The sequence below is a fragment of the Streptomyces cacaoi genome, assembly GCF_006539165.1.
GTDB classification, from domain to species: Bacteria; Actinomycetota; Actinomycetes; order Streptomycetales; family Streptomycetaceae; genus Streptomyces; species Streptomyces cacaoi.
In genome coordinates, this window is the sequence record NZ_BJMM01000035.1 from 1 (window position 1) to 14628 (window position 14628).

At 70.3% G+C, this 14628-nt stretch carries 11 protein-coding genes; 5 read left to right on the forward strand and 6 right to left on the reverse strand.

The annotated features are described in order from the left end of the window. Positions 1–91: 91 nt before the first annotated feature. The gene (locus tag SCA03_RS25720; RefSeq protein ID WP_086817795.1) at positions 92–709 is read left to right on the forward strand and encodes a TetR/AcrR family transcriptional regulator; all 618 of its coding nucleotides are present in this window, start codon (positions 92–94) and stop codon (positions 707–709) included. 58 nt (positions 710–767) lie between these two features. On the opposite strand, the gene SCA03_RS25725 is transcribed toward SCA03_RS25720, so the two are convergent. The 3 genes from SCA03_RS25725 to SCA03_RS25735 form a co-directional block, all read right to left on the reverse strand. Next, entirely contained in the window at positions 768–3533 is a 2766-nt protein-coding gene (locus SCA03_RS25725) for a KGGVGR-motif variant AAA ATPase (protein ID WP_086817796.1), read from the reverse strand. A 502-nt stretch (positions 3534–4035) separates the two neighbouring features. Further along, the gene (locus SCA03_RS25730; protein WP_030886772.1) at positions 4036–4311 is read right to left on the reverse strand and encodes a DUF3263 domain-containing protein; all 276 of its coding nucleotides are present in this window, start codon (positions 4309–4311) and stop codon (positions 4036–4038) included. Positions 4312–4373: 62 nt separating this feature from the next. Beyond that, entirely contained in the window at positions 4374–5663 is a 1290-nt protein-coding gene (locus tag SCA03_RS25735; RefSeq protein ID WP_030886771.1) for an extracellular solute-binding protein, read from the reverse strand. 386 nt (positions 5664–6049) lie between these two features. Between SCA03_RS25735 and SCA03_RS25740 the strand changes: the two genes are divergently transcribed. The 3 genes from SCA03_RS25740 (at position 6050) to SCA03_RS25750 (ending at position 9241) form a co-directional block, all read left to right on the forward strand. Then, positions 6050–6997 (forward strand): ROK family protein, encoded by a 948-nt coding sequence (locus SCA03_RS25740; RefSeq protein WP_030890491.1) that lies wholly within the window; start codon positions 6050–6052, stop codon positions 6995–6997. Next, positions 6994–8142: an N-acetylglucosamine-6-phosphate deacetylase gene (gene nagA, locus SCA03_RS25745; protein WP_030886767.1), complete on the forward strand. Its 1149-nt coding sequence runs from the start codon at positions 6994–6996 to the stop codon at positions 8140–8142. Before SCA03_RS25740 ends, nagA begins: the two co-directional genes overlap by 4 nt. A gap of 124 nt (positions 8143–8266) precedes the next feature. After that, positions 8267–9241, forward strand: coding sequence for a 1-phosphofructokinase family hexose kinase (locus tag SCA03_RS25750; RefSeq protein ID WP_086817797.1), 975 nt, complete (start codon positions 8267–8269; stop codon positions 9239–9241). A gap of 109 nt (positions 9242–9350) precedes the next feature. On the opposite strand, the gene SCA03_RS25755 is transcribed toward SCA03_RS25750, so the two are convergent. Beyond that, positions 9351–10343: a carbohydrate-binding protein gene (locus SCA03_RS25755; RefSeq protein ID WP_086817798.1), complete on the reverse strand. Its 993-nt coding sequence runs from the start codon at positions 10341–10343 to the stop codon at positions 9351–9353. A gap of 683 nt (positions 10344–11026) precedes the next feature. Then, the gene (locus SCA03_RS25765; RefSeq protein ID WP_030886759.1) at positions 11027–12883 is read right to left on the reverse strand and encodes a sensor domain-containing diguanylate cyclase; all 1857 of its coding nucleotides are present in this window, start codon (positions 12881–12883) and stop codon (positions 11027–11029) included. Positions 12884–13374: 491 nt separating this feature from the next. Between SCA03_RS25765 and SCA03_RS25770 the strand changes: the two genes are divergently transcribed. Continuing rightward, positions 13375–13914, forward strand: a complete 540-nt coding sequence (locus SCA03_RS25770) for a flavin reductase family protein (RefSeq protein ID WP_051846035.1) — start codon at positions 13375–13377, stop codon at positions 13912–13914. A 109-nt stretch (positions 13915–14023) separates the two neighbouring features. On the opposite strand, the gene arfB is transcribed toward SCA03_RS25770, so the two are convergent. Beyond that, complete coding sequence (gene arfB / locus SCA03_RS25775) at positions 14024–14464, reverse strand: alternative ribosome rescue aminoacyl-tRNA hydrolase ArfB (RefSeq protein ID WP_078874024.1); 441 nt, start codon at positions 14462–14464, stop codon at positions 14024–14026. Between the last annotated feature and the right edge of the window lie 164 nt (positions 14465–14628).

Sequence of the window (14628 nt, forward strand, 5' to 3'; positions counted from 1 at the left end):
AGGAGACCCCCGCTCCCTGGTGCCCGGGTGCGCTTGTCGTGCCTCTTGTACTTGTGTTCCGTTTCGGAGTGGAACGGAATAGGGTGCCGCCATGTCTTCGGGTGGGGTGGGGCGGCCGCGGGATCCGCGGATCGATGAGGCCGTGCGGCGGGCCGCGCTGGAGGTTCTCGACGAGTGCGGCTACGGCGGGCTCACGATGGAGGGCGTCGCCGGGCGGGCCGGCACCAGCAAGCCCGCGCTGCGGCGGCGGTGGCCCTCGCGTCGTCATCTCGTCGTCGACGCCCTGGCGCGGACGGTCGGGACGGCGCCGACGCCCGACACCGGCTGCACCCACTGCGATCTGATCCGCGGGATCGAGACCCTCAGCGAGGCGTTCACCACGACTGTCGGCCGCCGTGCGCTGCCCGCGCTCGTCGCCGATCTCGCCCAGGACCCCGAGCTGGAGCGGGAGTTCCAGGAGAGCTTCTTCCGGCCGCGCCGCGCCAGCACGGCCGAGGCGCTGCGCCGGGGCATCGAGCGGGGCGACATCCGGCCGGACACCGATGTCGATCTGCTGCTCGACATGCTGGCCTCGACGACGTACTACCGCGTGCTGTTCGGGCACCGGCCGATCACGCCGGGGCTCGCGGAGTCGGTCGTCATGATGCTCATGTCCGGCGTCGGCTCCCCGGGCTGGCGCACCCGGCACACCGCCTCCGGGCTGCTGTGAAGGTACTCAGGAGTGTTGTTGTGACGCCCTCCCCCTCCCAGCACAAGGGGGCGAATCGTCAGCGCCGCCAAAGCACCTTTGCCCGCCGCTCACTTCCATACCCAAGACCGTGACGGTAAATCTCAGCCACCCAGTAGCGCCCGTCCTTCCCGCGAGCAAAAACGCCCGACTCGACCAGAAAATCCGCGTTCTCCACGGTGAGCCCTACCTCTTCGAGCTCAAACGGAACAGTGACCGGGTGTCGCACCTGCTGCAATTTTTCGAGAAGATCACCGACTTCCTGATTTTCATCCTGGATTGCGTCGATCTTATTCCTACTGCACTCCTTCAGGGCTTTCCTCATCGCACTCGGCACGAGAACCCGATCATCCCAACTTGTCTGAGGCACAGAGAGGGAAGCCGCCTCGGAAAGGAAAACTACAACGTCGCGCGCCTGCACTTGATCTCGGAAGTCCCCCAAAGCGGCAGGTACCCACAAATGGCACCGAGCCTCCTTGGACTTTTCCGTCCCCATCTTCCATCCCCAAAGAATTTTGAGCCAGTCAACCAATTGCTCCGGATTGAGTTCTGTAATCTCCCTGGCAGGAGGTGACGTGGGCAGAGCCTCCGCGCGTGCTGCAACCCAGAGCGCCAGCCGCAGAGCTTCATCCTTGTTCCACCGAAGCGCGTACGGGTCGTAGCGGTGCAACAATTGCCCGCTGTTCTGCTGAACAGCTCGTTTCACCAAATCTTGCCGCACAAAGATGACGAGCCCCAAAGGCCGCCCCCGTAGTGAACGCAACCAACCGAGCACGTCGGTCAGGAGCACACGGAGAGCGGTTCTTTTGACTTCGCTGTCAAGCGTCTGCAGCAAGTCTTCCAGGCCATCGATCACAAAGACAGCGCGAGCGCGCCTGCCGAGTTCGGCAAGCACCTCTTCTGCATTGCCGCCTTCTGCCGAGATCCTCAAGCCAGCCGCCTCCGCCAGACATTCCAGCCAAAGGTTCCGCCAGGAGATCTCGTCCGTTCCGGCGACCCGAGAAAGGGCGACCTGCAGCTTGCCCCTCAACTCCTGGGCAGACGCCGCAGCTTCACGCCCGTTGCCATACTCCCCCGCAAAATCATCCCGCAAATCCTGCGTCGTAAGGTCGGCGTATTCTAGGTTTCCGGACTCAAGCACAGGCACAATGGGAACATTCCCCATAACACCCGACACCTGAGACTGCTCCGCGAACCTGTCCCAAGTACGCGCCGCACATGCCTTGGCATAGAGGAAAGTCTTTCCAGCGCCCTTGGCTCCCACGACCAAAGACAGGGGAGGTTCGGTTCGGTGGTCACTGAGTAGGCGTCGAAGCGGATCTGTAACCAGGAAGCCGCTGGCGGACGACAGCCCTTGGCGCTCGGCGTAGATGAGGCCTTTGGCGACCTCTGCGAGGCGCTCTCGCAACTCAGTGTAAGAAACCGCTGTAGGCTCTGCTACATCGGGAACCTCTACAGAAGCGATTGTAGGCGGCATGATCGGGTCCAGGACTTCCGCCACGTCACATTTCGTCAAGACCCGGAGAACGGAATCCCACGCGGACGGTAGCGCCAGGAGATCCTCACGGAATTTACTATACACTGGCTGCGCAAGCAGGCCGGTATCGACTCCGTACGTACCGCTCTCTCCCGCCTCCTCTTCGGAATCCGAATGACTTTCATTGTCGGCGGCCAGCATCGCCATTAGTGCTGCACTCAAATCACTTTCCGCACGGGCAATTTGAGACTCGTGGACCTCCTCCCGATACTGCGTAATGATGACGGAGCTGGCCGGGTCGATCGACTGGAGCGTCGGAGCCCGGTGCCCCAATTGGCGCATCATTTTTTCGGTACCTGCGACAGACTGATGACTCAGTGTGGTGACAAAAATCCGCTGAACTCGCGGATCCAGAAGTACGGGCGCTGCAAGCTCCGTCGCTCCGGCCCGGAGGTCAATTACCACAGTGCCGGCGCCCACTCGCGATGCGAGCGCTGCAATAGCTTCGGTGAGAAAGTAAGGTGAGCGCACAGACGACAGCAGGTCCGCAGGTTCAATGCGTGGCGGGCTCAGGGAACGACGCCGACTGGCTGGGACAATTGTAATTGATCCACCATCCGGGTAATGTCCAGCCTGCTGGTTGGGCAAATAAGCGGCGGCGACTTCGACCGCGGACGACCAGTCCCCTTCGTCCGCTCCTTGCAGGAGTGCCAAAAAATCCTCATACGAGAAGTCGAACTGCCCGCCCTGCGCCTGATGCATCCAACTGATACCAGGCGCTTCCAGATCGGCATCGATCAGGAGTACCTGATCACCCCTTCTGGCCGCGGCATCAGCCATAGCAACAGCGTGCACCGTCCGCCCCACTCCTCCCTTGAAAGAGTGAAAGGCAAGCATTTGCACATCCGCAGGATAACTGGATTGTTCCGGCCGAGGAAGTGGGTCGCTCAGCGCAGCAGTGATCTGTTTTTCGCGAAGCCTAGGAAGGCGAGTGGGGTACTGCGGCCGACCTTCCATGTAATCCAGGGAAACAGGCAGCCCAGTGAACCCCTTATCCCTCGGGGAATCCAAAGCAAGTTCCAGCAGCCCTTCCCGCGCCTCCACCGACCCGGGGCCAAACACTTCATCAAGCCATGACCGTACATGCTGCCAGGAGGTGTTCTTAGCCACGGTCAATTGGAGTCCATCCCACCACCCATCAGCAGCAAGAAGCCAGGCTGGCCAGGCATCGGAAGCCGCCAGATCGGCCAAGTGCTCATCCACATCGACCCATGTGAACAAATGCTCTGGAGGCGCGAGTTCCCGGCCCAGAGTCCCTTCGATTGCCATTCTGCGCTCCTCAGAAGTCCTGTTCGCACCACGTCATCAAGGCACACAGAGCAGCGTGCGCCTCCTTTTCGTCCTCTTCCCGAAGTGTGGCGCCATACCGCCATGCCTCGTGCAGCTGCGCGATACCCACCGTCCCGGATCCGTGCCGTAGGCGACAGCTTCCAAGGTTCCTGAGCCGAACGCTCAAATGCCCCGGCACCATGAGCTCCTTGGCCAGAGACCTCAGGTCGTGCGTGCGGTCAAGTTGCCCAGTGTCTCGCTTGCCGCGTCGCCTGAGCGCACATTCCTTGAGCGCACACTCCACTGCGTAGAACAACAGTAGGCATGACACGCTACGGTGTCCTCTGGTCTCTTCCCGGCGCGCGGCCTCCTGCAGCCTGTCCCGGCTGGCACGTAATGCCTTGAGCCCCACTTCAACCGCCATAGCAGCATGTTGGCAGCTTCGCTCGCACGTCGTGCCGTTTTCGGCCGGTCGGCCGATGACCGACGCTCAATGTGCTTACTACCGCGTCCGCTCCCGCCGCTCCTCACGGGCGCGGCGCAGGCGGTTGACCGTGACCGGGTCGGTGCGGGCGGCGCGCGGGTCGTCCAGGAGGGCGTTGAGGAGCTGGTAGTAGCGGACGGGGGACATGCCGAGACGTTCCCTTATCGCGCGCTCCTTCGCGCCGGCCGAGGGCCAGCCGCGCGCGGCGAAGGCGAGGACGGCGCGGTCCGTCTCGCTCAGCCCGGTGGGGGCCGCCTCCCGCGCCTCGCCGGTGTCCTCGTGCTCGCCGCTCATGCCTCCACGCTACCCACGGCCGCCGACGGGCGCGTCCCCGCCCGTCGGCGGCCGTGGTCGCGTCAGCCTGCCGCGGGGGTGGACTTCTCCTCGGTCTCGGCCTTGCGCTGGATGGTGCCGAGGACGGTGGCGGGGTTGCCGTTGCGGGTGACGGCGCGGCCGATGGTGCGCTTGATCTCGGCGCTGGTGCCGGCCCAGGAGACCTTGCCCGCGGGGTAGAACTGGGCGCTGTCGAGCTGGTCGAGGAACGGCCACAGCTGCCGGTGCTTCTCGTCCTTGCGCATGCGCTTGGTCGCGGAGCTGGTCACCGGCATGAGGTCGTAGCGCGCGGCGAAGGCGTAGTGGTTGTTCTCGCGGTAGACGAAGTCGAGGAACTTCCCGGCCTCCTTGCGGTGGCCGCCCGCGCGGAAGGCCATCATCCAGTCGGCCACGCCCAGGTTGGCGTCGGAGACGCCGTCGCGGCCGGGGAGTTCGCCGGTGCCGTAGCGGATCCGGCCGCGCCGTGCCTGCTGCATCAGCGTGGGGTGGCCGTGCAGCATGCCGCACTCACCCTTGCTGAAGGCGTCGAACGCCTGCTGCCTGTCGGTGTTCCGGGGGTCGGTGCCGGTGAGGCCGGGCTTGACGAGGTGGTCGCGGATCCAGGTGAAGGTCTCGACGTTCTCGTCGGAGTCGATGATGTAGTTGCCGACGGTGTCGACGTAGTTCCCGCCGCCCTCCAACATCCACATCATGGTCTCGGCGGGGGCCTCCTCGGGGCCCAGCGGCAGGCCGAACGGCATCCGCACCCCGGCCTTCTTCAGGGCGCGGGCGGCGGAGGCGACCTCCTTCCAGCTGCGCGGCGGGGAGTCCGGGTCCAGCTCGGCCTTCTCGAAGAGGTCCTTGTTGTAGAAGAGCAGCCGGGTACTGGAGACGAACGGCAGCCCGTATTGCACGCGCTGCACCTCGCCGGCCTCGGCCAGGCCGGGCAGGAAGTCGGCCTGCACGGGGATCGTGAGCAGTTCGTTGACCTTGTAGAGCTTCCCGGAGGCCGCGTAGTCGGCATAGGCGCCGATCTGGGCGATGTCCGGCTCGTTGCCGGCCTTCACCATGTCGGCGACCTTCTTGTCGACCGTGTTCCAGCTGTACACGGAGACGTCGACGGAGATTCCCGGGTTCTTCCTGGTGAACTCCCGGGCCAGTTCGTCCCAGAACTTCTGGGAGCTGTTGTCGCCGCCGGGGTCCCCGTAGTCGGCGGCGACCATCTTCAGCGTCACGTCCCCACCCGAGCCGCTGCCGCATCCGGACAGCGCCGACATCCCTGCCGCTCCCGCCATCCCGGAGGCGGCCATGCCCAGAAAGCGCCGTCGTTCCATCATTTTTCGTACCCCTCAGAACTGATGCGGACCACCGCGCGGCCCCCCGCCCGAGGCCCCGCCCCTCCCTTTCCGGGCGGGAGTCTCCTCCTGGCGTTCTCCAAGGTCTACACCAGACGTCCGGAAGACCCGGAACCGGCCAGTCCTCTTCCGGTACACAAAGCGGGCCGGGCCCGGACAAAACCGCTCTCCGCGCGTAGACATCCCCGCCCCGGTCTCCGACGATCCTTGAAGTGGACTAGACCTATTCTGGCCTCTCGCGGGAGACTGGCCCGGTGAACAACCCTGACGAGCCCACGGCCCCCCGGCCCGACAGCGCCGGCACCCCCCTCGCCGGGTCCGCCCCGGCCGACGACGCGGACAGCCCGGCCGGGACCCGCTACGTCATCGCCCTCGACGTCGGGGGCACCGGCATGAAGGCCGCACTCATCGGCCCCGGCAACGAACTGCTGCACGAGACCCGGCGCCCGACCGGGCGCGAACAGGGCACCGACGCCGTCGTGGAGAACATCCTCGGCTTCGCCGACGATCTGCGCGCCCTCGGCCTGAGCCGCTACGGGAGAGAGCCCTCGGCCGCCGGCGTCGCCGTGCCCGGCGTCATCGACGACGCACACGGCATCGCCGTCTTCTCCGCCAACCTCGGCTGGCGCGACCTGCCGCTGCGGGCGCTGCTGCGCGAACGCCTCGGCCGCGGACGGCCTCAGGGCGCGCCGCCGCTGCCGGTCGCCCTCGGGCACGACGTGCGCACCGGCGGACTGGCCGAGGGCCGCATCGGCGCGGGCGAGGGCGTCGACCGCTATCTGTTCGTCCCATTGGGCACCGGTATCGCGGGCGCGATCGGCATCGGCTCCGCCGTCGAACCGGGCGCGCACGGCAGCGCCGGGGAGATCGGCCACATCGTCGTCCGGCCGGACGGGCCCCCGTGCGGCTGCGGTCAGCGCGGCTGTCTGGAGCGGCTGGCCTCGGCGTCCGCCGTCGGCGCCGCCTGGGCCGCGGCCTGCGGCGACCCGCAGGCGACGGCGGCCGACGCGGCCAAGGCCGTGGAGTCCGGCGACCCGCGGGCGCGCGCCGTCTGGCTGGACGCCGTCGACGCGCTCGCCACCGGCCTGGTCACCGGGCTCACGCTGCTCGACCCCCGCACACTGATCATCGGCGGCGGTCTCGCCGAGGCGGGCGACACCCTCTTCGTTCCGCTCCGGGAGGCGGTACGCGAAAAGGTCACTTTCCAGCCACTCCCGACAATCGTTCCTGCGGCTCTCGGGGATGCCGCAGGCTGCCTGGGCGCGGGTCTTCTCGCCTGGGATCTTCTCTCCGCGGAGGTTGCGAGCCGATGAGCAAACGAACGGTGCTGACCGGTGCCCGGGTGGTGCGGCCCGACGGGGTGCACGAGGGCGGCCGGCTGACGATCGAGGACCGCAGGATCGTGCAGGACGCCCGCGAGGAGCCGGGCACCCTCGATCTGACGGGCCACTGGATCGTCCCCGGCTTCGTCGACATGCACGTGCACGGCGGCGGCGGTGCCTCGTTCTCCGCCGGGACCGCCGAGGAGGCGCTCACCGCCGCCGAGACCCACCGGCGGCACGGCACCACCACGATGGTCGCCTCCACCGTCACCGGCGATCTGGACGACCTGGCCCGGCAGGCCGCGGTCCTGGGCGAACTGAGCGAGCAGGGCGAGCTGGCGGGCGTCCACTTCGAGGGCCCGTTCATCTCCTGCCAACGGCGCGGCGCGCACGACGAGTCGCTGCTGCGCGACCCCGACCCGGCCGATGTCCGCAAGCTGCTGGACGCGGCACGCGGCCAGGCCCGGATGGTGACGCTCGCGCCCGAGCGCCCCGGCGGGCTGGAGTCGGTACGGCTGCTCGCCGACAACGGCGTCATCGCCGCCGTCGGGCACACCGACACCGACTACGCGGGCACCCGTGAGGCCGTCGAGGCCGGGGCCACCGTCGCCACCCACCTGTTCAACGCCATGCCGCCGCTCGGCCACCGCGAGCCGGGGCCGGTCGTCGCGCTCCTGGAGGACGAGCGGGTCACCGTCGAACTCATCAACGACGGCACCCATCTGCACCCGGCGGCCCTCCAACTCGCCTACCGCAGCGCCGGACCGGAGCGGGTCGCGTTCATCACCGACGCCATGGGCGCGGCCGGCATGAGCGACGGCCGCTACCCGCTCGGCCCGATGGAGGTCGAGGTGCGCGACGGCGTGGCCCGGCTGGTGGAGAACGGCTCCATCGCCGGTTCGACGCTCACCCTGGACAAGGCGTTCCGCCGCGCGGTCACGGTCGACGGCATCGCGGTGCCCGACGCCGTCCGTGCGCTGTCCACCACCCCGGCCCGGCTGCTGGGCGTCGACGAGCGGACGGGTTCGCTGGAGCCGGGCAAGGACGCCGATCTGGTCGTCCTGGACGAGGAGTTCGGCCTCGCCGGCGTCATGCGGCACGGCTCCTGGGTGGTACCGCCCACGGCGGCGGCCTGACCTGGAGGTCCTGTCCTGATACGGGGGTCGCCCGGTGCGCCGTCGAATGGCATGATCGCTCCGCGTCGTCCGCAAGGAAAACGGGAGTTGGCCATGGTGGCGAAGTCCGGTGAGGGGTGAGTCGATGATTCTGACCGTCACGCTCAATGCCGCCCTCGACCTGACCTACCGCGTCCCCCGGCTCACCCCGCACGCGTCGCACCGCGTGCGGGACGTGAGCGAACGGCCCGGCGGCAAGGGGCTGAACGTCGCACGTGTGCTGGCGGCGCTCGGCCACCGCACCACCGTCACGGGCTTCGCCGGCGGCGACACCGGCCGGCAGCTGCGCGCACTCCTCGCCGGGGCCGCCGCCCCGGCGGGGGACGCGGAGGGGACGACGGAGCCGGAGCCGGGCCGGGTGACGGACGCGCTGGTGACGACGGCGGGGGCCACCCGCCGCACCGTCGGCGTCGTCGACGAGCACACCGGCGACACGACACAGCTGAACGAGCCAGGACCGCACATCGCCCCGGAGGAGTGGCAGGCCTTTCTGCGCACCTACACCGGGCTGCTGCGGCAAGGTACCGAGGCCGTCGCGCTGTGCGGCAGCCTGCCGCCCGGGCTGCCGGTGGGCGCGTACGCGACCCTCGTCAAGGAGGCCCGCACGGCCGGGGTCCCGGTGCTGCTGGACACCAGCGGCGAGCCGCTGCGCCGCGGGCTCGCGGCCCGTCCGGACCTGGTCAAGCCCAACGCCGAGGAACTGGCCGGGGTGACCGGCACCACCGAGCCGCTGCGCGCCGCCCGCGCGGCCCGGCGCCGGGGCGCACGCGCGGTCGTCGCCTCGCTCGGCTCCGACGGCATGCTGCTGGTCACGGCGGACGGCGCCTGGCGCGCGGCGGTACCGCAGCGGCTGGCGGGAAATCCCACGGGCGCCGGTGACTCGGCCGTCGCCGGGCTGCTCTCCGGCCTCGTCGAGGGGCTGCCCTGGCCGGACCGGCTCGCCCGCGCCGTCGCCCTCTCGGCGGCCACCGTCCTGGCGCCCGCGGCGGGCGAGTTCGACGCCGCCGCCTACGCGCGCCTCCTGCCGTCCGTCCCCGTCGAACAGACCGGTACGGGCTGACAGAACCGACAGGACCGGCAGAACCGGCAGGGCCGACAAGGCCGACGGGGCCGGGTGCCGCCGAGCGTTCCGGTGGGCGGCCTGCGCGCGGCGGGCCGCCCGGGAGGCGTCAGCCGCCCCAGCCCTTTTTCAGCCAGACCTGATCGAGGTTGGCCTCGCACGAGTTGCCGTCCTCGCAGGAGATCTTGATGGCGTTCCGGCCCTTCTTGAGGGTGACGTTGGCCCAGGTCTTCGACCAGCCCTTGGCCCAGTCGCCCTCCTTGGCCCCGGACCAGTTCTTCATCCGCAGCGGCCGGTTCTGCTTCTCGCCGTTCACCGTCAGCGTGGCGTCCGCGTCCTTGCCGGGCACCCCGTAGCGCAGATACAGGCTGTACTGGCCCGGCGGGACGTCCTTCAGCTCCCAGGTCGCCGAGGCGCCCGGCTTGTTGAAGCCCGCCACATAAGTACCGCCACGGGACTGGGCGTTGGGCACGTCCTTCGCCGGCGCCGCGCCACCCGCGAGAGTGAGGCTGGCGGCGTCCTCCTTGGGCATCTGCGCCGGCTTGTCCTTCTTGTCGTCCTTCTCGTCCCCGGCCGGCCGGTCGTCCGTGTCGTTCTCCTGCGGCTTCCCGGCGTCCTCGGAACTGCCCGCCTGCGGCGTGCTCTTGCTGTCGTCCTTGTTGAAGACGATCGCCGCACCGATCCCGGCCACCACGGCGGCGACCACGGCTATGGCACCCACCAGCAGTCCGGTGCGGTTGCGTCCGCCCCGGCCGCCGCCCGCCGGTCCGCCGGCCTGCTGACGGCGGGCCGCGGCGCGCCCGCCCGGCATCGTCTCCGGCGCGGCGTAGTGCGGGCTCGGCTGCCCGGCCGGCGGCGCCGGCTGCTGCTGTTGCTGCTGCTGCGGGTAGCCGTAGCCGTACTGCCGCTCGCCGACCGCCCGCACCTGGTTGTACGAGCGACGGGGGACGCCGGGCTGCTGGGGCGCCGCACCGGCGGCGGAGGACTGCGCGCCACCCTCCTGCCGGTAGAGATAGGCGAACGGGTCGTCCTCGCCCTCCTGGGCCTGCGACCGGGAGGCATCCCCGGGCACGTTGCCCGCGCCGTTGTTCTCGGCGGTCATCCCCTTCACTCCCTACTGCGTCAGGTATCCGGGCGAGCCTACCTCTCCCGGGCGAACGGCAGTCTTCGGTCGCGGAGCGATCATTCCGCGCCCTCCGAGGCTCCGTTCACCTGGGGCAGCGAGCCCGTACCAGCCCTGCACAACCCCGGTACCAGCCCTGCACAACCCCGGGGTACCGCGCCTTCGCCGGCACCCGGCGGAGCCCGGTCCCGGCGGCCTCGCGTACCCGGGACCGTCCGGCCCATGTACCGGCCACGGAATGGACCGGCTCACACCGGTACACACCGCCCAGCGCCGCTCGGCACCCTCCGGCACTGCCCACTGCTGCCCACTGCTGCCCACTGCTGCTCAGCACTGCTCACTGCTGCCCAGCGCTGCCCAGCGGGCCGCCCGGTGCCGCTCAGGCGCCGGCTCGGCACCGGCCCGGCCCCGGCGGCACCGGCCCGCACAGCCCGTGCTCGTCCGATCCGTAGCCGTCGGGTCGGTGGCCGTCGGGTCCGTGGCCGTCCGGCCCGTGACCGTCGGGTCCGGCCGCACCGGTCCGCGCCCGAGACAGCGGGTCGCTTCGGGTCGCTCCGGGTGACACGTCCTCGTACTGCCCCACACGTCACACTTCCTGAAGCTGTGACCCCTGAAGACCCGTATCCGGTTCCCGGCAGCGGCCCCGCACCTGACCGCGGGGCTCAGCCGGCCCTGCGGTGGCCCTTCGCGCGGGAGCGCTTCTCGACGTACATGCGCTGGTCGGCGGATTGCAGGATCTCCTCGGCCGTCAGGCCGCAGGCCGCCCAGCCGATGCCGAAGCTGGCCCCCACCTGCACCGACCGGGCGCCCTCGATGGCGATCGGCGGGATGATCGCGTTGCGCAGCCGCACCGCGAGGTCCTCCGCCTCGGAGCGGCCGAGCCCGTCGGCGAGGACGACGAACTCGTCCCCGCCGAGCCGGGCGACGGTGTCGTCGTCCCGCACCCCGGCCGAGAGCCGCCGGGCGACCTCGACGAGGACGGCGTCGCCCGCGTTGTGCCCGTAGTGGTCGTTGATGGACTTGAACCCGTCCAAGTCGCAGAAGAGGACGGCGAGCCCCTTCTCGCCGGGCCCGTCGCCCTCGGGTGGGAACGTGTGGACGTGGTGAGCGCCGCCCTGGCCGGCCCCGTGCCCGCCGGGTACCGGAACGGCGGGGAAGCCGGGCAGACCGTTGCCCGGCGGAGCGGCCTGCCGGCCGTCGGGCGCCACGGCGGACAGCCCGGAGAACGACTCGGTGAACGGCTCTGTGAACGGCTCGGGGTACGGCTCGACGGCCTCGGTACCGGGGCCACCGGGTATGCCCCTCGCGTCGAAGTCCCCGAACTCCGCGGCGCCCGCGCCGGGTTCGGCACCGAAGCCGAATCCGTCACCGAACCGCTCGGCGCCCTCGTCGAAGGCCCCTTCGGCACCGACGGCACCACCGGGCACACCCGCGCCCGCGCGCCCCAGATCGCACAGCCGGGCCCCGAGCCGGGTCCGCAGCTCGGCGGCGTTCGGCAGGCCCGTCAGCGAGTCGTGGCTGGCGCGGTGGGCGAGCTGGAGCTCGTGCCGCTTGCGCTCCTCGATGTCCTCGACGTGCGTGAGCAGATAGCGCGGGCCGTCGGCCGCGTCGGCCACGACCGAGTTGCGCAGCGAGACCCACACATAGCTGCCGTCCCGCCGCGCGAGCCGCAGCTCGGCCCGGCCGCCCGCCGCCGAGGTGCGCAGCAGGGTCCCGATGTCGTCGGGGTGCACCAGGTCGGAGAAGGAGTAGCGGCGCATCGCGGCGGCCGGTCTGCCCAGCAGGCGGCACAGCGCGTCGTTGCTGCGCAGCAGCCGTCCGTGCTGGTCACCGCCCATCTCGGCGACGGCCATCCCGCTGGGCGCGTACTCGAACGCCTGCCGGAAGCTCTCCTCGCTCGCGCGCAGCGCCTGCTGTTCGCGCTCCAGCCGCACCAGGGCCCGCTGCATGTTCGAGCGCAGCCGTGCGTTGCTGATCGCGATCGCGGCCTGTGACGCGTACATCTGGAGGGCCTCGCAGCCCCAGGCGCCCGGCCGCCGCCCGTTGCGGGGCTTGTCCACAGAGAGCACGCCGAGCAGTTCGCCGTCGGAGGCGTGCAGGGGCGCGAAGAGCCGGTCCATCGGGTGCCAGGCGTCCGGCCGGTCGGCGATCACCGACGGGGTGTGCCACTGCGGAACGTCGTCCTCGTCGAGCACCCAGCCCTCGGTGTACGGGATGAAGCGGAGCGATCCCCACTGCTCGCCCATGGTCAGCCGACGCTCCCAGGAGGCGCGGGAGCCGACGCGGCCCGCCATCATGGCCTCGGCGGCCGGGGATCCCGCGAGGGCGGCGACGACGAGGTCACCGTCGGCGCGCACCAGGTTGACGGCGGCTATCTCGAAGCCGAGCCCCTCGACGACGCCGTCGGCCACGGTCTGGAGAGTGTCGGCGAGACTGCGGGCCGTGTTGAGCCCGGCGACGACATGGTGCAACTGGCGCAGACTGGCGAGGCGGACATACGGCTCCGACTCGGTTTCCATAGCCCTCCCCCTGAGCCTTTTACGTCAACTCCAAGGTGTTCTCGGGACTCCACCGGTCTCGCTGACTTCGCGATCCAACTGCCTCCGGCCACTGAATCACAGCGAGCTGTTCACCCGGTACACAGGGTCAACAATTCCTGCCCTCTGTGACTCAAGTCACAACAGTGTGCGACGAGTTGACTCCGCCGCGTACGCCCCACCCACCTCGCGGGCCGCACGGAACACACACCTTCCCGCGCCCGCCGGAAAGCCTCCGCCCCTCCCCCACCGGCTCCCGCGGGCCTCCCCGCCCCGTCCGCCGCGCGACTTCCCGCACCCCTCGGCGCGGACCGGCGGACCGGCTGTGACCTGTGCCTCTTCCGGCCCGGCCGGACGGCTGTGACACTGGGACGGGGCCCTCGGGTCCTAGTCCCCGCCTGGTCCCGGAGGCCGATGCGGCCCCTCCGGCCGATCGTTAGCGTATACACGTGTCCCACGCAGCGCAGCAGCAGATGACCCACGCCACCACGCCGGTACCCCATCCTGAAGGGGTGAGCGAGGAAGAGTTCCGCGCGGCCATGGCGCGGCTGGCGGCCGGAGTCGTGCTCGTCACCGCGCACGACCCCGAGGAGGGCGCACGCGGCGAGGACGTCGGCATGACGGCCACCGCGTTCATGTCCGTCTCCCTCGACCCGCCGCTCGTGCTCATCAGCCTGCGCGACGGATCCCGCATGGACGAACTCCTCGAACGCCAGGAGCTGTGGGCCGTCTCCGTCCTGACCGAGGGACAACGCCAGACCGCCGGTCGTTTCGCCATGAAGGGGCGGCTCAGCGACCGGCTCCTCTTCCAGGAACTCCCGCACACGCACGGCACATCGACGGGAGCCCCCCTGGTCGACGGCGCGCTCGCCGCCGTCGAGTGCCGCACCGAGCAGCGGATCGCCGCGGGGGACCACACCCTCCTCGTCGGCCGGGTGCTCGCCACCCGGCTCGGCGCGTCCGAGGGCGGTCCCCTGCTCTACCACAGCGGGCGCTACCGGTCCCTCGGCTGAACCCCGGTGCCGCCGACGCCTGTCGGGCACGTCGAGCCGTCACCGGACCCGGCGTTCCGGCTCCCGTCGGGGCGCACCCCGGACGATCCCGCGCGGCCTGCGGCGCCGCTCACTGCCAACCGCGCCCCGAGCGCCCCTTCTTGATCTCGCTGCGCTGCTTCTTCTGCCGCAGCCGCCGCTCGTTGACCCCGCGCGGCACCTTCTTGCGGCGGCGCTGCGGGGGCGGCGGAGCCGTCGCCTCCGCCAGCAGCGAGGCCATGCGCACCAGCGCCGTCTCCCGGTTGCGCCACTGCGAGCGGTGCTCGGCGGCCCGGACGACCAGGACGCCGCCGTCCACCAGCCGCCCCGCCAGCCGTTCCAGCGCGCGCTGCTTCCACACCTCGGGCAGCGCCTCCGTGCGCGCCAGGTCGAAGCGCAGCTCGGCCTGGCTGTCGCTGGTGTTCACATGCTGCCCGCCGGGCCCCGAGGACCGCGAGAAACGCCAGGTCAGCTCGGACTCCGGCAGGGAGACCGAGCCGCGGATGACATAGGGACCGGACATACGTTCCATGGTCCGTCGTGAACGCGCCGGCGTCATCCGGATTCGGCACTCCGGGGCACCGCGGCGGCGCGGGGCGGCACCGGGGACGGGGCCGGGCAGCGCCGGAGACGGGGCCGGGAACCGGGCCCGGAGCGGCGACCGACGGCACCCGGCGGCCTCCGAGGCGGGGCTCG